This window comes from Streptomyces sp. MS191, from assembly GCF_008042125.1.
GTDB lineage: Bacteria > Actinomycetota > Actinomycetes > Streptomycetales > Streptomycetaceae > Streptomyces.
Map to the genome: position 1 here is coordinate 1 of NZ_RDBI01000033.1, position 18,491 is coordinate 18,491.

At 72.8% G+C, this 18,491-nt stretch carries 18 protein-coding genes and 1 tRNA gene; 8 read left to right on the top strand and 11 right to left on the bottom strand.

The genetic code is table 11. The features are described from left to right. Positions 1-847 (bottom strand): uracil-DNA glycosylase family protein (locus EAO71_RS04090; RefSeq protein ID WP_459112777.1); only part of this gene is annotated, 847 nt, incomplete at its 3' end. A 124-nt stretch (positions 848-971) separates the two neighbouring features. Then, on the bottom strand, positions 972-1,640 hold the full coding sequence (locus EAO71_RS04095; protein ID WP_147976396.1) for a macro domain-containing protein: 669 nt from the start codon (positions 1,638-1,640) through the stop codon (positions 972-974). Between the two features lie 186 nt (positions 1,641-1,826). Here EAO71_RS04095 and EAO71_RS04100 point away from each other — a divergent pair, with 186 nt between their 5' ends. Continuing rightward, on the top strand, positions 1,827-2,885 hold the full coding sequence (locus EAO71_RS04100; protein WP_147976397.1) for a phosphotransferase: 1,059 nt from the start codon (positions 1,827-1,829) through the stop codon (positions 2,883-2,885). A 189-nt stretch (positions 2,886-3,074) separates the two neighbouring features. Here the strand turns inward: EAO71_RS04100 and EAO71_RS04105 are convergent, their stop codons facing one another. Then, a complete protein-coding gene (locus EAO71_RS04105; protein ID WP_147976421.1) occupies positions 3,075-3,680 on the bottom strand; it encodes a maleylpyruvate isomerase family mycothiol-dependent enzyme in 606 nt (201 codons plus the stop codon). Positions 3,681-3,887: 207 nt separating this feature from the next. Continuing rightward, on the bottom strand, positions 3,888-5,234 hold the full coding sequence (locus EAO71_RS04110) for a lipase family protein (protein ID WP_147976422.1): 1,347 nt from the start codon (positions 5,232-5,234) through the stop codon (positions 3,888-3,890). Between the two features lie 1,134 nt (positions 5,235-6,368). On the opposite strand from EAO71_RS04110, the gene EAO71_RS04120 reads away from it, so the two are divergent. Then, positions 6,369-7,862 (top strand): MFS transporter, encoded by a 1,494-nt coding sequence (locus tag EAO71_RS04120; protein WP_147976398.1) that lies wholly within the window; start codon positions 6,369-6,371, stop codon positions 7,860-7,862. A 54-nt stretch (positions 7,863-7,916) separates the two neighbouring features. On the opposite strand, the gene EAO71_RS04125 is transcribed toward EAO71_RS04120, so the two are convergent. After that, entirely contained in the window at positions 7,917-8,528 is a 612-nt protein-coding gene (locus tag EAO71_RS04125) for an endonuclease (protein WP_147976399.1), read from the bottom strand. Between the two features lie 424 nt (positions 8,529-8,952). Between EAO71_RS04125 and EAO71_RS37480 the strand changes: the two genes are divergently transcribed. Further along, positions 8,953-9,108: a DUF6131 family protein gene (locus EAO71_RS37480; RefSeq protein ID WP_187282556.1), complete on the top strand. Its 156-nt coding sequence runs from the start codon at positions 8,953-8,955 to the stop codon at positions 9,106-9,108. Positions 9,109-9,207: 99 nt separating this feature from the next. Here EAO71_RS37480 and EAO71_RS04130 read toward each other — a convergent pair whose 3' ends face one another. Then, on the bottom strand, positions 9,208-9,930 hold the full coding sequence (locus EAO71_RS04130) for a YoaK family protein (RefSeq protein ID WP_261991987.1): 723 nt from the start codon (positions 9,928-9,930) through the stop codon (positions 9,208-9,210). Positions 9,931-10,113: 183 nt separating this feature from the next. On the opposite strand from EAO71_RS04130, the gene EAO71_RS04135 reads away from it, so the two are divergent. Beyond that, positions 10,114-10,713, top strand: coding sequence for an HD domain-containing protein (locus EAO71_RS04135; protein WP_147976401.1), 600 nt, complete (start codon positions 10,114-10,116; stop codon positions 10,711-10,713). A gap of 120 nt (positions 10,714-10,833) precedes the next feature. Here EAO71_RS04135 and EAO71_RS04140 read toward each other — a convergent pair. The 4 genes from EAO71_RS04140 to EAO71_RS04155 all read right to left on the bottom strand — a co-directional run bounded on the left by EAO71_RS04140 (position 10,834) and on the right by EAO71_RS04155 (position 12,821). After that, positions 10,834-10,909, bottom strand: a tRNA-Trp gene (locus EAO71_RS04140). A 260-nt stretch (positions 10,910-11,169) separates the two neighbouring features. Beyond that, positions 11,170-11,823 (bottom strand): HAD family acid phosphatase, encoded by a 654-nt coding sequence (locus EAO71_RS04145; protein WP_147976402.1) that lies wholly within the window; start codon positions 11,821-11,823, stop codon positions 11,170-11,172. Positions 11,824-12,015: 192 nt separating this feature from the next. Then, a complete protein-coding gene (locus EAO71_RS04150; protein WP_147976403.1) occupies positions 12,016-12,279 on the bottom strand; it encodes a DUF3817 domain-containing protein in 264 nt (87 codons plus the stop codon). Positions 12,280-12,284: 5 nt separating this feature from the next. Next, positions 12,285-12,821, bottom strand: coding sequence for a hypothetical protein (locus EAO71_RS04155; protein WP_147976404.1), 537 nt, complete (start codon positions 12,819-12,821; stop codon positions 12,285-12,287). A 105-nt stretch (positions 12,822-12,926) separates the two neighbouring features. Here EAO71_RS04155 and EAO71_RS04160 point away from each other — a divergent pair, with 105 nt between their 5' ends. The 3 genes from EAO71_RS04160 (at position 12,927) to EAO71_RS04170 (ending at position 14,971) form a co-directional block, all read left to right on the top strand. Continuing rightward, complete coding sequence (locus EAO71_RS04160) at positions 12,927-13,268, top strand: PadR family transcriptional regulator (protein ID WP_147976405.1); 342 nt, start codon at positions 12,927-12,929, stop codon at positions 13,266-13,268. After that, complete coding sequence (locus tag EAO71_RS04165; protein ID WP_261991988.1) at positions 13,265-14,035, top strand: permease prefix domain 1-containing protein; 771 nt, start codon at positions 13,265-13,267, stop codon at positions 14,033-14,035. The genes EAO71_RS04160 and EAO71_RS04165 overlap by 4 nt, the downstream gene beginning before the upstream one ends. A 117-nt stretch (positions 14,036-14,152) precedes the next feature. Next, positions 14,153-14,971 carry an SDR family NAD(P)-dependent oxidoreductase gene (locus EAO71_RS04170; protein WP_147976406.1) on the top strand — a complete coding sequence of 273 codons (819 nt, stop codon included), beginning with the start codon at positions 14,153-14,155 and terminating at the stop codon, positions 14,969-14,971. Here EAO71_RS04170 and EAO71_RS04175 read toward each other — a convergent pair. Continuing rightward, positions 14,886-16,358 (bottom strand): DUF2254 domain-containing protein, encoded by a 1,473-nt coding sequence (locus EAO71_RS04175; RefSeq protein WP_261991989.1) that lies wholly within the window; start codon positions 16,356-16,358, stop codon positions 14,886-14,888. The two genes, EAO71_RS04170 and EAO71_RS04175, sit on opposite strands and share 86 nt — an antisense overlap. Positions 16,359-16,617: 259 nt before the next feature. Here EAO71_RS04175 and EAO71_RS04180 point away from each other — a divergent pair, with 259 nt between their 5' ends. Beyond that, entirely contained in the window at positions 16,618-18,468 is a 1,851-nt protein-coding gene (locus EAO71_RS04180) for a glycoside hydrolase family 15 protein (protein ID WP_147976407.1), read from the top strand. Positions 18,469-18,491: the final 23 nt, after the last annotated feature.

An 18,491-nucleotide genomic window follows, 5' to 3' on the forward strand; every position in this document is an offset into this window, starting at 1 on the left:
GCAGCCAGTCGACCGGCTCGGCCCCCACCGCCGCCAGGGCGTCGTTCACCTGGGCGAAGTGGTCGCCCTCGCAGAACAGGTCCCCCTGCGCCGCCGGATTGGCGTGGTCCAGGTGGCGGACCTGCACCCCCGGGTACTTCTTCTCCAGCCGCTGGACGACCCTCTTCAGACTGCGGGCGTGCGCGCCCCACCAGGCGAACACCACCCCCCGGTCGTCCTCCTCCGCCGCGTCCTGCTTCGCCCGGAGGATCTCCTCGACGATCTGCTCGGCCACGGGACGCCAGAACGACGTGTGCCGGTCGGTGGCCATCGCCCCGTCCGCGCTCGCCGTGAGGGACGCGTTCAGCAGCAGCACACCCTGGGTGAGCATCGCTTGGAACCACTCCGGCGGCTGAACCGTGTCCTCCTTCTTCAACAGGGCGCGGACGTCGGCGATCGGGGTCTTCTTGACGATGCCGTACTTCCACATCGCGGCCGCCTTGATGAGGCAGCGGATGCTGACGACCCGGCCGAACTGGCTGTCCTTCCAGTCGTTGAAGGTGTTGTCGAACATCGCGATGCCGGTCGCGCTCTCCGCCCGCGGATAGGGGTTCTGCCCGAAGACGACCACCTTCCACTTCTCCGGCGGATGCGGCTTCAACGCCTGGAACGTCAGCTCGCGCACCGGAACGACCTCCGGGCTGCGCTTCGGGCCGATGAAGTCGGCGGCTCCCGGCTGCGCCTCGATCACCGGTCCGAGCAGTGGCAGCCACGGTTCGCCGCCACCGGTGAACAGGTCGGCCAGTCCCAGCGGATCCCCGGCCGGGGATCCGGCATCGCCGGCGGCCGTCACGTCGACATCACTCACGAGGGTGGGACTCCCGGTACTCGAACCGGACGCCTCCACGGGCGCCTCGGCATGCTGGACGGATGCGACAGGGTTCTCGCCGGTGTCCGCGCCCAAGGCGGCACCGGTCTGCGCGGTCGTCGGGTCAGTGACGAAAGGAAGGCCGCCGCGGCACGTTGATCCGGACCCGCCGCGCGGACCCCGCTCCCTCGATGTCGTCGAGCTGCCCCAGTACGGCGGCCCGCAGCTCGTCATAGTCCGCGAACCCGTGGTCGTGGAAGAGGGTGTAGCCCGTCCACATCAGGTTGGCGCACACCTTCGCGGGCACCTGCCCGGTCTGCGCGCCCATCCCGACGAGGGCCACCGACCGGATGCTGCCCGGCTTCGCCCGGTTCTGCAGGTGCACCGCCTGGAAGGCGGCCGCGCAGGCCAGCGCCACGTTCATCGTCTCGCTGACGTTCTGCGACGACTGGCGCATGGTCGGCGTCGAGATCAGGTACCGGGGTACGTCCGCCCCGGACGGGACGCACACCGCGCTGCCCACCGGCAGTCGCCCGCCGAACCGGTCGCGGATCGCCCGCTGCACCCGCACCTGGATGCCCGCCCCCAGGTACCGCTTGACGACGGCGTCGACCCCACCGTCCATCCGGCCCCGCTCGTTGGTCGGGGAGACCCAGGCGTCGGCGTCCACATCGAGGAGGGAACCCCGCCGGATCTCGACCTCCGGCGTGTCCGCGAACGCGGACCGCCAGGCCGTCACCACCTCGTCGTTGACGTCGACCAGGACCACGCTCAACGCATGCCTGACACCCACGAATTCACCCCTCTCACCCCGTGATCTCGAACAGTCCCGAAGCTACCGGGGGCCACTGACAGCGCCCGTTCGAGAGGGGTGCCCGAGCAGGGGAGGGGAGAGCGGGAGCCGACGACGGGGAGCCGGTGCCTGGGCAGATCCAGGGCGTTCGCTCGCGCGTGCGAAGGCACGGCTACGCTCGTCGGCATGCTGAACCGTGTTCCCTTCAACGAAGCGCTGCTCGCCACCGTGGGCACTCCCGAGCGGACCGAAGTCCTGGACAGCAGTCCGCGCTCACGGGTGTGGCGGGTGCGGCTGGCCGACCGGCAGGTGGTGATCGTCAAGCAGATCACCGACGACGGGGACACGGGCGCCGACGCGGACACACGCTTCGCACGGGAGGTCGCCGGGCTGCGCCTGGCGGGCCGGGCCTCCGGGCCCGCCGTGGCCCCCGCGCTGCTCGCCACGGACCTGCCCTCGCGGGTGATGGTCCTCGAGCACCTGGACGACCTCGGCAGGACGGACGACTGGATGCCGGGGTACGCCGAGTCGCTCGCCCGGCTGCACGCCCTGACCGGGCCCGCCGACGCGGGCGCACTACCGCTCTGGTCCGGGCCCACGGCCACCGACGCGGAGTCCTTCCTCGCCCTGGCCAGGGCGCTCGACGTGGCCGTACCGGCCACGGTTCCCGACGAACTCGGCGGTCTCCTGCAGCGGTTGGACCCCACCCCGTACCACGCGCTGCTGCACGGCGACCCCTGCCCCGGCAATGATCTGCGCACCGCCGACGGCGTCCGCTTCGTCGACTTCGAGCGGGCCTCGCTCGGCAACGGCCTGATCGAACTCGCCTACTTCCGCATCGGCTTTCCCACCTGCTGGTGTGCCATGTCGGTCACCGCGGCCCCGCTCACGGAGGTCGAGGACGTCTACCGGAGCACCTGGCGCGGCCTCACCGGGAAGGACGTGCCCGGTGACCTCGCCGACGCCTGCGCCGGCTGGCTGATCCAGGGCGACGCGCTCGTCGAACGGGCCCACCGCGGGACGGTCGACCAGCTCGCCCGGGTGCCCGCCGAGGACTTCGAGTGGGGTCCCGTCTCCGCCCGTGAGCGGCTCGTCCATCGCCTGGGCGTGGTCGCCGACATGACCCGCGACCACGACCACCTGCACGCCGTCGGCCGCCTCGGCTCCGCCCTCGCCGACCGCCTGCTCGAACGCTGGCCGAACCTGCGTCCGCTCCCCACGGCGGACGCCCGCCCCTGGTACTAGGCCGCGTGGCCGGGTGTCGAACGCGGGGTCTCGCGCTGTGCACGATCACGGTTCATGGGGCTCGCGGACGAGTGGTGGGCGGCGCTGGACCGTAGTCGCGCGCGAGATCGATGGTGCCTAGCGTCGGCACCTGCCGCGGAATTCCGTCGAGGCACCGGTTCGGTGGTGTCCGACGACACCCCCCGGCCGTCAGGAACCCGCCGTCAGCGCGGCGACGCCCGGTCCCGAGAGGTCGTCCAGCGCCACCCGGCGGCCCGACACGGCGAGCAGCAGGGAGAGGGCGGGGCCGGTCGCCTCCGGGCCGGTTCCGATCGCCAGGTCCGCGTCCGTCGCGGTCAGGCGGACCCGGTTCAGCAGCTCCTTGGCGCCACCGAACGACGCGGGCGTGCGGGTCTGGAGAAGGAGGGCCCTGACGACGGCCTGCGTCGGGTAGGGGCGGGTGAGGCCCAGGGGCCGCCGGATGTCCTCACCGTGGACGACCTCCTCGACGAGGCGGCTGTCGAGCGGGGCCGGCGGGGTCGACGTCCGTGTCGCCACCCGGCGGAGACGGCGCAGCGTCTCCTGCGGGTCGGCACCCCGTGCGCGTTCCACGCCGACGGCGTTCTGCCGGTCGAAGTCGAATCGCGCCCGGGCGAGTCCGACCACGAACCCGATGCGTGTCGTGAGGGCCGTGTCGACCAGATGGGCCACCACGTCGTGCACGGTCCACCCCTCGCAGAGCGACGGTTCCCGCCACCGGTCCTCGTCGAGCCGGGCCAGGTCCTCGATCAGTGCCGCCCGCTCGGCGTGCACCATCGGCCAGACGTCCCGTGTCACGGCTTCTCCTTCGTCGGGGCGGGTGTCCTACCAGGTAGGACTCCGGGCGCGGCGCGGAGTCATCGGTCGCCTCGGGAAGAGGGCGCGCGGGTCTGCGCCGCCCGGCCGCCGGGTAGGGCCCCGGTCCCGGTGGCTCCCGGGGCCCGCCGCGGCTCCGAGGAGACGCGGCGGGGCCTCACCGGGACGTCACGAGGACGACGTCGGCTTCTCCGGCGCCAGGGAGTTGCCCGCGGGGATGCGGTTGCAGTCGGACGGGGCCGTCCGGCCCGCGAACCGGTCGTTCAGCCAGTCGAGCGCGAGCGGGGCCCAGACGACCGGCACGCCCGCGTGGCTGAGCAGGTCGAACTGGCTGTACTTGACGGCCGGGTTGCCGGTGGCGCAGTACTGCCGGGCGAGGGCCCGCACGTCCCCGGCGACCATGACCCCGTCGCCCGTGCCGATGCCCGGGGGATCGGCGAAGGTCCCCTCCAGGACGCCCGCGTCGCCCTGGGCGACGTAGCCCGGGACGGTCGGTGTGGGGGCCGATCCGAGGTTGATCGTGTTCATCGCCTCCACGAAAGCGGGAATCGAGTGGGGGTCGGCGTACTCCGGCTTCGCCATCTTCTTCCAGGTCAGCCCGGGGTAGCGGCCGAGGGCGTCGACGATCGAACCCTGCTCCAGCTCCTCGTAGACCTCCAGCCCGTAGCCGCTGAGGTACTGCTTCAGGTCGATGCCGTAGGAGCGGGACACCCCGATGACCGCCATGGGGATGACGCCGGACCACGCCAGCGAGCCGTCCACGTACGTGAGGTTGTGCGCCGGGTCCACGAGCAGACCGCCCTGGGCGAAACCGACCAGCCGGCGGTTGACGTCCGGGGCGTAGCCCGGCGCGAGGGCGGCCGCCCAGTTCGTGGCGATGGCACCGCCGGAGTAGCCGACGAGGCCGAACGCGGTGGCGGAGCCGAGCCCGGTCTCCGCGGACCTGGTCGCGGCGCGGATCGAGTCCAGCGTGTTCCTCCCGTACTCGGGTCCGGCGGCGAAGTCGGCGCGCTGTCCTTCGGTGTCGGGGATGACGAGGTCGTAGCCCTGGGTCAGCAGCGGCACCAGGACGAGGGCCTCGACGTTCGGGATGAGGCCTCCGAAGGTGACGTCGCCGGCGATCGCCCGGGACGGCCCGTCCGCCGGGTCGAGCGAGTCGTAGAACGACTGGTAGGACACCGCCTTGGTGCCGTCGCCGGAGGGGCTGCGCACCACGGTGGTCACGTTGGCGGCCGGCCGGCCCTGCGCGTCCGTGGTGCGGTACAGCAGCTGGATCGCCCGCACCGGTGAGGGAATGCCGAGCAGGTGGTACTGCAGCGTCCGCGACGCGAGGACGGTGCCCGGTGCGAACGAGGACAGGGGCGCGCCGCCCGAGTAGGAGTAGAAGGGGTCGGTCGCGGTCGCGGTGGCCGCCGCGGCTTCGACGGCGGTGACCGGCGCGGCACCGGCCGCCGGGGCGGCGCGCCCCTGTCCTCGTTCGCACCGGGCACCGTCCTCGCGTCGCGGACGCTGCAGTACCACCTGCTCGGCATTCCCTCACCGGTGCGGGCGATCCAGCTGCTGTACCGCACCACGGACGCGCAGGGCCGGCCGGCCGCCAACGTGACCACCCGGCGGGAGCGGGCGAGCAGCTCGGGCCAGGTGGCGGTGAACTCGGGGCCGCCGTCGGCGCCGTGGGCGGTGGCCGGCCCCCGGGACGCGGCGGCCAGGCGCAGCCAGGCGTCCGGGTCGGTGCCGAGCTCGCGTTCCAGCCACGCCGCGAGAGAGCCGCGCCAGGCCCCGACGAACGCCGAGCCCCGCCAGTCGTGGGGCAGGCGGAGCAACAGGGCGGCGGGCAGGTGGTCGAGGAGGTCGTCGGCCCGCACGATGCCGTGCAGGTACGCCCGTTCGGCCGTGCGGCCGAGCGTATCGGTGTCCGAGGGGCGCCGGAGGTGGCGCAACGTCTCCGCGCGGGTCGGCGGCWCGCCGTGGTGGGCCAGGTCGTCCAGTCCCCGGGCGAGGCAAGCCTCGCGCAGCCAGTCCGGGTGCCGCCGGCCGGGTGCGTCGGCGACCTCGTGGGCCGCCAGGTGGCGCAGGACCGCCGGATCGTCGGGGAGCGGGGCCGTGTCGGGGGCGAGCGAGCGCAGGAGGTCGATCGCTCCGAGGGCGGAGCGCCCGCGCTCCCCGACGGGCACCGCCGGCCCCCTGCGCCGCTCGGTGGCGGCCGCCGTCCGCGGCGTGTCGGGCTGATGACGCGGTGCGTCCGCGTCCGTACGAGCACGGGACATGGCGCCCCTCCCCCGGGTTCGTTCATGTGTCGGGCGTTCCGTGCACATTCCAGCAGGCCGCACCGACACCGGGTGGACGGCCGGCTGGACGGGGGCCGCGCCCGCGGCGGAACACCGGCCGCCCCGGGGCGCTCCGGCCTCGCGCGGGACGCCGGAGCACGCTCCCGGCGGGCGACACCGAGGGCCCCGGCGGACGGGCATGCGGGGACGGCCACGGGGTACCGGAGCCCGGGGCGTGAGGCGGGTCCCGGAAGGGCCTGCCGTGCCGTCAGCCGTGCCGCGGGGCACGGGCCGACCGCCGATGCAGCACATGCGGAGCGGCGTGGCCTACGACAACCTGGCACGGTCGCCCCTCCACGACCACGAGGACAGGAGTCGTGCCATGAGCGCCAGAGACGACGTCGCGATCGGGACCGTCACCACCAAGGTGCCGGCGCGGCTGGACCGGCTGCCGTGGTCGCGCTGGCACTGGATGATCGTGATCGGCCTGGGGACCGTGTGGATCCTCGACGGCCTCGAGGTGACCATCGTCGGCAACATGGCCGGCCGGCTCTCCGAGGACGGCAGCGGGCTGCCCATCACCGACGCCCAGGTCACGGGTACGGCCGCGGCGCTCTACGTGGCAGGCGCCTGTCTGGGCGCCCTGTTCTTCGGCTGGCTCACCGACCGCTACGGCCGCAAGAAGCTCTTCCTCATCACCCTCGCGGTCTATCTGGCGGGAACGGCGCTGACCGCGCTCTCCTTCTCCGTGTGGTGGTTCTTCCTCTTCCGCTTCCTGACCGGCTTCGGCATCGGCGGTGAGTACGCCGCCATCAACTCGGCCATCGACGAGCTCATCCCCAGCAAGTACCGCGGACGCGTCGATCTCATCATCAACGGCAGCTACTGGCTGGGGGCCATGGGCGGCGCGCTGCTCTCCGTCCTCGCCCTCGACACGGACATCTTCCCGGTCAACGTCGGCTGGCGGCTCGCTTTCGGGCTCGGCGTCGTGCTCGGTCTCGTGATCCTGCTCGTGCGGCGGCACGTTCCGGAGAGCCCGCGGTGGATGTTCATCCACGGCCGCTCGGAGGGGGCGGAGGAACTGGTCACCTCCGTCGAACACCAGGTGGAGGACGAGAAGGGCATCACCCTGCCGGAGCCGGAGACGGCGATCACCATCGAGCAGCGCAAGTCCATCGGGTTCGTCGAGATCGCCCGTACGCTCTTCCGCTCGTACCCCAAACGGGCGGTGCTCGGCTTCTCCCTCTTCATCGGGCAGGCGTTCCTGTACAACGCCATCACCTTCGGCTTCGGCTCGATCCTGGAGAAGTTCTTCGACGTCCCCACCGGCAACACCGGGTACTACTTCGCCGTCATCGCCTTCGGCAACTTCCTCGGCCCGCTGCTGCTCGGCCGCCTCTTCGACACGGTCGGCCGCCGCACCATGATCGCGGGCACCTACATCCTCTCGGGGCTGCTGCTGTTCGGCACGGCCTGGCTCTTCGACCGCGGCAGCCTGGACGCGACCACCATGACCGCCTGCTGGTGTGTCGTCCTCTTCTTCGCCTCCGCCGGTGCCAGCTCGGCCTACCTCACCGTCAGCGAGATCTTCCCGATGGAGACCCGGGCGATGGCCATCGCCTTCTTCTACGCCATCGGCACGGCCGCCGGCGGTATCTCCGGCCCGTTGATCTTCGCGGAGCTCACCGAGAGCGGAGTGGTCGGCGACGCCGTCATCGCCTTCTGCATCGGTGCCGCGCTCATGGTCCTCGCGGGGCTCGTCGCGGTGTTCTTCGCCGTGGCGGCCGAGGGCCGGTCGCTGGAGGACATCGCCACGCCCCTGTCGGCGAAGGCCGCCGACACGGGCGGTACGGCCCCGGGCGGCGCGACAAAGTAGAACGGCGGCCTGCCCCGTACAGCCGGCACGCCGGGCGGGCTGCACGGCTCGCCCTCACCGGGTCAGGCGGGTCCGGACCAGGGCGGCGGCCAGCCGGGGCAGGTCCTCGACGGGGACGAGGGCGGCCAGGTCCTCCGGCTTCTCCGGGAGTCCGAGGGTACGGGCCGCCTCCCGGGCCCGACGGTCGAAGGCCGGCCTGAGCTCCGGCCAGAGGCCCTGCAGCTCCCGGCAGAAGATGTCGGCGCCGACCGGCCCGATCCGGGGGACCTCCCGGAGCAGTTCCCTGATCCGGACGGGCTCCCGGCCGGCCCGGTCGCGCAGCCGTCGCAGGTCCCCGCGGTAGGTGTCGAGGACGAACTCGGCGCCGCGGCCCAGGGCGTCCGCCGTGCTCTCGTCGTAGCGCCGGTAGTGTGCCCGGCCGAGGGCGTCGACACGCTGCTGCCAGGATGCGTCGGCCATGGCCCGAGGCGTGCGCATGCCGGCACCGAAGAGCTCGCGCGCGGCCGCGACCGCGATGTCGGAGCGGATCCGGACGGAGAAGAGGACGGTCAGGACCAGCACCTGGTACAGCGGGGCGGGGGTGTTCCGCATCCGGATACCCGCCTCCTGCGCGTGTGTCCTGCCGTGCTCCGCCAGGAGTCCGCGCACCGTCTCCCGCCGGTCCATGGGCTGTCGCCTCCCGGATTCACGGAGGTCCGCCGGGCCGGCCGACCGGCCGGCGTCCCTGCCCGGCCCCTGCCCCAGGGCACCCGGGTACACACGGTGAGCCGCGGACGAGTCCCCACCTCCGCCGACGTCAGGAGGTGGGGACTCTGCCGGTCTTACCGCCGCCGGGACCCGTCCGGATGCACGTGGGGCGGGAAGGATCGAGGAATTTCCGGCACCGGACACCGGGCGCAGGCGGGTACGCCGCGCGGTGCGGTACCGGACAAGGACTCCCGTGCATGCATGCGTTCGAACGGGGCACCCGCCTGCTAGGCAGTCCGCACAGCCGTCGCCTGTGGATTCCCCCCTCCACGGGCGGCGGCGCCCTCGGGGCCGTCACTGCCCTCGCCCTTGTCAGTGGGATTCGGAGCAAACGGAGGACACCATGATCATCTTGGGGCTCATACTGCTCGTCATCGGCTTCGCCACGGGAATCGGCTTCCTGTGGACCATCGGCGTCATCCTCGCCGTCGTCGGCGCCGTTCTGTGGATTCTGGGAGCCGTGGGCCACTCCGTCGGCGGGCGCAAGCACTACTACTGATCACCCGCTACCGGTCACCCGCGGGGCCAGGGTTCCGTACCCCGCGTCCCGGGTGACACCTCCGCCCCCGGACCTGGGACGAGCCCCTCCCCCGTCGGCTCACCTCATGTCCGGGGGCGGCTTCATGTCCGGGGGCGGCTTCATGCCGTGCACGGCCGCGAGGACGAGCACGACCGCGGCGACCGGCAGCAGCACGGCGGTGACGGACCAGCCGAGACGCACGAGGTACGCGCCGATCAGGCCGCCCACGAACATCGCGAGGACCGAGGCCGACCGCCGCCGCACGGCGCCCGACCCGTAGCCCAGCGCCGGGTCGTGGCCCAGGGCCGAGCCACTGAGCAGCGCCGTCATACCGCGCGTGACCACGGTCGTCGGCATGTCGGGGATGCTGATGCGCAGCGCGGTGACGTTGCGGATGCCCATCGGGAGCGCGAGAAGGGCGATGACGACCGCGTGGCGGGCCGACGGCGCGCCTTCCGAGGGGACGACCCCCCACCCGGCGAGGGCGGCGAGGGCGATCAGCAGCCCCTCCGTCACGAGCGCGATGACGAACCACCGGTGCCGGTGGGCTTCGAGCCGCACGTCCATGCGGGCGCCGATCACCGCTCCCACCGCGAAGGCCCCGATCGAGACGACGGGCGCGACGACCGAGAGCCCTCCCTGACCCGCCAGGCCGAACGCGAGGAACAGCAGGCTGCCGGTCTGCGTGGCCGTGAACACCGGCCCCAGTTGCAGTACCGAGACCGCTTCGACCACTCCGGTCGTCAATGTCAGGACGGCCATGAACGGAGTCAGGGACCGAATCCTCTGGTCCGCGTCCACGCTCGGCTCCTCCGGGGTTCGACTGCTCCGAGTCTCGGGGCCGGGGCGGTACGAGGACGGCATTGCGCCGAACGGGGGCAGCGGCGGATTCCGCGGCCTCCGAGCCTCCCGGCCGCCCGGACACGACCTGGACGCTCCCCGGCCCGACTGCCCGTCAGGGAGCGCGCGGCCTACCCTTGCGCGATGACCACCGCGCCCGTGATGTCGATAGCCCTGGCCGACACCGACCGGCCGCCGCTCCGCCCGCTGCCCCGCAGGGCCGCGGAGTTGCTGGCGGCGCTCGACGCTCCCCCGCGCCTCGTGGCGCATCTGCGCGCGGTGCACGACGTCGCGGCCCAGCTCGTCGACCGGGTGGAGCGTGATCAGCCTTCGCTGCCCTTCGACCGTGGCGCCGTGCTCTTCGGGGCCGCCACGCACGACATCGGAAAGACCCGCCATGTCGGGGAGCTGTCCGGTCCCGGATCCGCGCACGAGGAGGCCGGACGCGAACTCCTGCTCGCCCACGGGGTGAGCGCCGAACTGGCGCGCTTCGCCGCCACCCACGGCTCCTGGGCCGCCCCCGGCGCGCGGTTCGAGGACCTGCTGGTGAGCCTGGCCGACAAGATCTGGAAGAACAAGCGGGTCCCCGAGCTCGAGGACCTGGTCGTGGACGCCCTCGCGCGGGCCGGCGGCCGGGCGAGGTGGGAGGAGTTCATGGCGCTCGACGAGACGCTCACCCGCATCGGGGACGGGGCCGGCGAACGGCTCGCGTACCAGATGTTCTTTCCGGTCACGGCCGGCTGACGCCGCGTGGGGCGGCTGTTCGCGGCCGGTCGGCCGCCGGCCCGTGCGCGGACGGCTTCCTCGGCTCGTACGAGGACGACGGTCCGCGCCGGTGGCGCACGGCCGACGGGCCGTCCTGTGTGGCAGGGGTGACAGGAGTCGAACCTGCGGCATCCGGTTTTGGAGACCGGCGCTCTGGCCTCTGAGCTACACCCCTTCGATGCGTGAACCCTCGCACGGGGTGCCTCCACGCCGCCACCGCATTAATCGCGGGCGCCGCCCCGGGACTTCGGCGGAGCCGGTCGACCGGAGTCCGGTCGACCGGCTCCGCCGTCAGCGTGCGGCTTCCGTCAGCGTGCCGCGCGGCCGGCCGTCGCCGGCTCGTACGGCTCCGACGCGCGACGGTCTCCGGGGGAGCCTCGGTGCCCTGGCTCGGGCCGGGCCGCCCGTCCGCGTTCCGGCGCTCGGCGGCGGCGGTCAGTCCAGCTGGCCGCCGTAGTCCGGGAGCTTGAAGGCGCGTTCGGCGTGGCCGCCGACGATGTCGGTGGTGTTGTTGCCGATGTTGGCGATGATCGTGTAGCCCTTGGCCTCGATCTCGGCCCGCTTCTCCGTCTTGTACGCGCTCACCTCGGCGAACAGGTCGGGCAGGTCGCGGACGTACAGGCCGTCGACGGGGTAGCCGGCCTTCTTCAGGTTCCAGTCCGTGAGGGAGTAGATGATGCCCGGACGGGCGGTGACGAAGTAGACGGCGACACCCCGGGAGTCGGCGTACCGGGCCAGGTCGCGGACGGCCGCGACGGCGGGGGTGGGCAGCTGCCAGAACGGGTGGAAGTGCGTCTCCAGGGACGTGTTGTCGATGTCGAGCACGATCGCCTGCTTCTGCGTGCCGGCGTTCCCGGAGCGCGCCTCGATCCAGGGGCGGGCCTCGGCCACGACGGCGGCGACGTCCCGCTGCCAGGTGGCGTAGTCGACGCTCTGGGCCGTGAGCGTGGTCGCGCCGACCGAGGCCGGGACGGCGGTGCGGGACGGGCTCGCCTCCGCGGCGGTGGCCGAGGTGACCGGGACCGCGACGAGGACGAAGGTCGCGGCGAGCGCCGCGGCGGTGCGTGATGTCGTGGCGGGTGCATGCATGGGGGGTCTCCTGGGGTGTGGAACCTGTCAACGGCCCGGTCACGGGGACCGGGCCGAAGGAGTTGTCATGCTCGCGCTACATGATGACCGGCAGGCGACGTCCTCACTACCGGTCGGTAGCAACTTTCTTTTCGACGCGTGTCGTCCGCCATCCGGACGCCGCCGTTCCACCGTCGGGACACCGACGCTCCGTCACCCCTCGCCGGCGACCACGCCCCCGCCCGACCGCCGCAGCACGAGCAGCCCGCCGACCCCGGGGACCAGGGCGCGCCACCGCGCCCCGGTCGACGCGAGGGAGGGGGTGAGCCAGACCATGAGGACGACGGCCAGATAGGCGGTGCCGTGGACCGGACCGCCGAGGGACGTGACCGCCTCGGCGTGCACCGTGACGAGGTTGAGCAGCAGCAGCGCGAGCGAGACGGCCTCGACCGCGGCCGCGATCCGCAGAGTCCGCACGGCCGTCACACCCCCGTCGTGGAGCCGGGGCGCACGATCATCAGGACCACGACGGCCGCCCAGAGCAGGTTGAAGACTCCCGTGGTCATCGCGAGCCGCGCCGCGGCCGAGCGCCGATCCTCCGCGGCACCCGCACCCGCGACGTCCCTCCCCGCGACGTCCGCGATGTCGCCGCGCGTCGCGCGCTCCGGGACCGCGGCCGGTTCGAGCAGGCTCCGCTGGCCCGGCAGGATCACGGCCGTCAGCAGGGCGGCGGCCACGACCGTGAGCACGATCGAGGCGAGCAGCCACGCGTCGGTGAGCACACCGAGCCGCGCTCCGGTGGCGACGCCGAACACGGGGACGGCGACGCCGAGGACCGTGTAGCCGCGGCAGATCCTGTGCAGCAGGGCCGCGGCCTGTTGCCGGTCCCGCTCCGGCGGACCCTCCACGCCTTCACCGGGGGGCCGGACGTAGCGGGGGAACATCGAGGCCGCGACGGTGATCGGCCCGATCGCGACGATCGCGGCCAGGACGTGGAGCGAGAGCAGCAGTGCGGTCACGGAGGTTCCTTCACGCGTCGAACCGACGATGGATCGACAGCCGATAGGTTGGCTGCCAATCGATAAGTAGCACACCCCTCGGCTCTTTGGGTAGGCTGCCTGACTATGAAGACGGATGCGGTACGCGGCCACCTCGACGGACTGCTGCTGTCCGTACTGGAATCCGGCCCGCTGCACGGGTACGCGATCATCACCGCCGTCCAGGAGCGCAGCAACGGCGCGCTGGAGCTGCGCAAAGGCACCATCTACCCCGCCCTCAACCGGCTCGAGCGGCTCGGACTGCTGGACAGCGACTGGGAGTCGACGGGAGAGCGACGCCGGCGCCGCTACGCCCTGACCGACGCCGGCAGGCGCGCACTGGCCACGGAGCGGACGACGTGGCGGGAGTTCACCGCGGCCATCGGCTCGGTACTGGACCCGGCTCCGGCCCCCGGGACCGCGACGTGAGCGCGCACGACGTCCCGGCGGCCGACACGGTCCCGGGCGGGGCCGGAGCGGATGGCGCGAGCCCGGGTGAGGTCCGTCCGGACGACGCGACCATGCGCGAGGTCCGTCCCGACGATCCCATCGAGGCCCACGTCACGGAACTGGCGGCGGCGCTCCACGGCCCCGCGCGGCTGAAGGCGCGGATGGTGGCCGAGCTGCGCGACGGTCTCGTGGACACGGCGCGGGACCTGGCGCCGGAGCAGGGGACCGAGCGCGAGGCCGCACGGCGGGCGGTCCGCGAGTTCGGCACCGTGGCCGAACTCGCGCCGGGATTCCAGCGCGAGTTGACCATCGCCCAGGCGCGCGACACGGCGCGCACGGTGATGACGGCCCTGCCCTTCCTGCTCCTCTGCTGGTGCCTGACGCAGGTCTCCGTCCGGATGGCGGACCAGGGCGTGCCCGGCGCGGTGCGGTGGGCGGTCGCCCCGCTCGGCGGGACGGCGGTGCTCGCCGCCCTGCTGGCGGCCGCGGCGCTGGCCGCGACCGGCCCGTTGTCCCGCCGCTTGTCGCACCCTGAACAGCTGCCCCTCGTGGTCGCCTGGACCGGCACCGCCGCGGCGGTCGCCCTCGCGCTGGGCGCGCTGGCGTTCACCGTGGCGTCGGCGGCGGTCGCGAACTGGCCGCTGACGGCGGCCGCATGCCTGGCCGCCCTCATCTTCCACGCGCGCATCGCGGCCTCGGCGCGGGCCTGCCGCCGCTGCGCACGCCTGCCGCTCGCCGGCGCCTGAGGTTCACGCCTCCGCGGCGGTCGCGGCGGGTCGCCCGGTCGCCCGGTCGCCCATGTGATCATGAGGTCGACCGCCGCCGCCCGGCGGCGGACGTCCCACGACGGAGGCTCGACGACGATGGCGGACCAGCGCGTGTACCTCGTGACCGGCGGCGGAACGGGCATCGGCGCCGCGACAGCCCGGCTGCTGCGTGAGGCCGGCCACCACGTGGCGGTCTCCGGGCGGCGTCCCGAACCGCTCCACCTCGTCGCGGAGGAGACGGGCGCGCTCGCCGTGCCGTCCGACATCGGCGACCCCGAGGCGGTCCGCACGCTCGTCGAGGCGACCGTCGCCGCGTACGGACGGCTGGACGGCCTCGTCCTCAACGCCGGCATCGGACGGGGCGGGAGCGTCGGCGACGTGACCGTCGAGGACTGGGACGCGGTGATGCGGACCAACCTCACCGGCCCCTTCCATCTGGTGCGCGCCGCCCTCCCCCATCTGCTGGCCGCACGGGGCTCGGTCGTCGCCGTGGCCTCGGTCTCGGCTCTGCTCAACGGCGCGGGCAGCGCCGCCTACGCCACGTCGAAGGCCGCGCTGCTCCAGCTCTGCCGCTCGCTCACGGTCGACTACGGGGCCGCCGGCCTGCGCGCGAACACGGTCTGTCCGAGCTGGGTGCGGACCGACATGGCGGACCGCCGGATGAACCGGTTCGCCGAGGAAGCGGGCCTGGGGGAAGGCGGCGTCGACACGGCGTACGAGGAGGTCACCCGCGTCCTGCCCGCCGGGCGCCCCGGCGAGCCGCGCGAGGTCGCCGAGGCCGTCGTCTGGCTGCTGTCGCCGGCCTCCTCCTTCGTCAACGGCGCCGTGCTCACCGTCGACGGCGGCGCGACCACCCTCGACCCGGGGACGCTCGCCTTCGACTACCGCATCGTGCCGCGGGAACCGCGCTCCTGAATCCCCGGCCCGGGTCGCCGGACCCGGGCCGGGGGTCTTCGTCGCGACCCGGCTGGTCGGGGACTTCGTACCGCCCGGCACCGTGCTGGTGGAGGTGCACGGGGGCACGTCCGGACCCGACCCGGAGCGGGTGATCGGCCTGAACCGCGATGGCCAGGCGGTCCGGGTCGGTGAACTCCCGCTCGGCCGCCTCCTCCAGGAGCAGCAACTGCGTCCGCACGGCGGGGTGCTGGGGCGGCGGCAGGGCCTCGAGCAGGCCCTCCAGCATCGCCCGGAGCCGCCGGCAGATCTGCACGGACGAACCTCCGTAGTCGCGGATCTCGCAGACGGCGAGCTCGAGGTAGTCGTCCCAGTCCCGGCCCGGGAGCACGAGCCGGGCGGCCCCGTCGCCGTCGGCCAGCACGTAGCGTCCGGGCAGTCGCGTGCTGCCGACCGTGTGCAGGAACGACTCGATGTAGTTGATGACCTGCACCGCGGTCGTGGGGTCGTTCACCGCGGGGGAGAGGGCCCTGATCGCGATGTCGACGAGGATCCTCAGCGCGAAGGCGGGATCCTGTTCGATCGTGCGCTCGGCCCCCAGGGCGATCCGGCCGATCACCCGCTCCGGGTCGGGTCCGGACGTGCCCCCGTGCACCTCCACCAGCACGGTGCCGGGCGGTACGAAGTCCCCGACCAGCCGGGTCGCGACGAAGACGCAGTCGTGGCGCGCCGCCTCGGCGACCAGACCGGGCACGTCGAACGCCTGGATGGCGCCACCGCGTACGGTACGCACGCGCATCACCGGGCCGTCGGACGGCACCGCCCCGCCTCCACGGGGCACGGCGCCCCGGATCGCCCTGGCGCCCTCGGCGAAGACCGTCTCTCCCAGGCGCGTGACCAACTCCGCGATGGCCACCGGCCGCAGGCTGTGGGTGAAGCGGTTGAGGTAGATGAGCAGGAGCACCAGGCTGACCGCGACCGCCGCACCGGCCAGGGTGACCCCGAGGTCGGGGACGGACGCGGATTCGACGCTGCGCAGCAGGGAGAAGGCGAACGCGAACGTCCCCGTGAAGGTCGCGAGCACCGCCTTCTGCAGGCGGTCCCGGTACCACAGGCGCATGTAACGGGGGGAGAGGGTGCTCGTGGCCTGCTGCACCACCAGTACGCCGATGGTGACGACGAACCCGAGCAGCGCCACCATCGCGCCCACGATGGCGGTGAGCACGCCGCTCGCCGTCGTGGCGGAGTAGTGCCAGCCGCTCGGCGGCCAGTCGGCACTGTCCGCGGCGAGCGCCAGCTCGGCGAGCAGGACGCCGAGGACGAGACCGATACTCGGCACGATCCACAGGCTGGCCTTGACGTTCTGCCGCAGCCTGAATCTGTCCGCCCAGGACCTCATGACACCCATGCCACGCCCCCTCACGGGAGGAGTCAGGTGCCCTCGGGGCACGACGAGACGGTGGGCGACCCGCAGGGATCGCCTCCGTCTCACGGTAGGGCGATTCCCGGCCCCGCGCAGCGGCAGTACCGCCGTCCCACCGGCCCGTCGGGCTCGCCAGGACGGACCGACCGCGTCGGCCTAAGCTGATCGCGTGCCGTCCGGTCCACCCCGCCCGCGGAGTGAAGGTGCCCCGGGTGTGGTCGACCGGGGCTGAAAGGGGCCCACGATGGACGACTACCCCCTGATCGAGGACCACGGTCTGATCGGTGATCTGCAGACCGCGGCGCTCGTGACGACCGATGCGACGATCGACTGGTTCTGCTGTCCCCGGTTCGACTCACCCAGCGTCTTCGGCTCGCTGCTCGACCGCCGCAAGGGGGGCCACTTCACCGTGCGGCCGGTCGCGGACACGTACACGACCAAACAGCTCTACCATCCCGACACGGCCGTCCTGGTGACGCGCTTCATGACGGAGGCCGGGGCCGGGGAGGTCGTCGACTTCATGCCGGTGACGGGAGCCACCGCGACGGACCGGCACCGTATCGTGCGCATGCTCCGCTGCGTACGCGGCAGCATGACGTTCGAGGGGGAGATCGCTCCGCGCTTCGACTACGGCCGCAAGCCGCACGAACTGCACCTCACGGAGCAGGGGGCCCTGTTCACCTCGGAAGACCTGCACCTCGCCGTCCACGCGGTCCGCGAGCCCCAGGACGAGCGGCTGCTGAGCATTCTCCCGGGCGCGAACGACGACCTGCGCTTCTCCCTGAGCCTGCGGGCGGGCCAGCAGCGCGGCATCGTCATGGAATCCGCCCCCGACGGACCTCCGCACGAGGTCCGCCTGGAGGAGTTCGAGCGGCTCTTCGACCACACGGTCCGCTTCTGGCGTTCCTGGCTGGGGCAGTCCACCTACTCCGGCCGCTGGCGCGAGGCGGTGGAACGTTCGGCAGTGACGCTGAAGCTCATGACCTACGCGCCGACCGGCGCACTGGTCGCCGCCCCCACCACGGGGCTCCCCGAGCAACTGGGCGGCGAGCGCAACTGGGACTACCGGTTCACCTGGATCCGCGACGCCTCGTTCTCGGTGTACGCCCTGCTGGGCATGGGGTTCACCGAGGAGGCGGCCGCGTTCATCAACTGGCTGCACGACCGCGTGAAGCAGGAAGCCGGCCAGGGGAACGGCAACGGGCCGCTGAACATCATGTACCGGGTCGACGGCTCCGCCGACCTGGTCGAGGAGACCCTGGACCACTGGGAGGGCTACCGCGGCTCCGCCCCGGTCCGCATCGGGAACGGGGCGGCGAGCCAGCTCCAGCTGGACATCTACGGCGAGGCGCTCGACAGCATCTACTTCGCGCACGAGCACGGCATGCATCTCGACCACGGGGGCTGGAAGGCCCTGCACACCCTGCTCGACTGGCTGGTCGACCACTGGGACCAGCCGGGCGAAGGGCTCTGGGAGACGCGCGGCGGCCGGAAGGACTTCACCTACGGCCGCGTGATGTCCTGGGTGGCCTTCGACCGTGCCCTGCGGATCGCCACCGACGACGGCCGCCCGGCGGCCGGCGGGCGCTGGGTGGACGCGCGGGACGAGATCTACGCACAGGTGTACGACCGTGGGTGGGACGCGGGGAAGCGGGCCTTCGTGCAGCACTACGGGGACGACGTGCTCGACTCCTCCCTGCTGCGCATGCCGACCGTCGGCTTCATCACGCCGGAGGACCCGATGTGGAAGTCCACCCTGGACGCGATGGAGAGAGAGCTGGTCAGCGACAGCCTCGTCTACCGGTACAACCCGGAGGCGTCCCCCGACGGCCTGCGCGGCTCCGAGGGCACCTTCTCCCTGTGCACGTTCATGTACGTCGACGCCCTGGCACGGGCCGGCCGCACCGACATGGCCCGGCTGGTGCTGGAGAAGATGCTGACGTACGCCAACCACCTCGGCCTGTACTCCGAGGAGATCGACCTGACGGGGCGGCAGTTGGGCAACTTCCCGCAGGCTTTCACCCACCTGGCCCTGATCGACGCGGCGATCACCCTGGACTCGATGGTCCAGGAACCGCGCGGGGACGGGCTGTAGGGCCTGTCCCGTCCTCGCCCCTG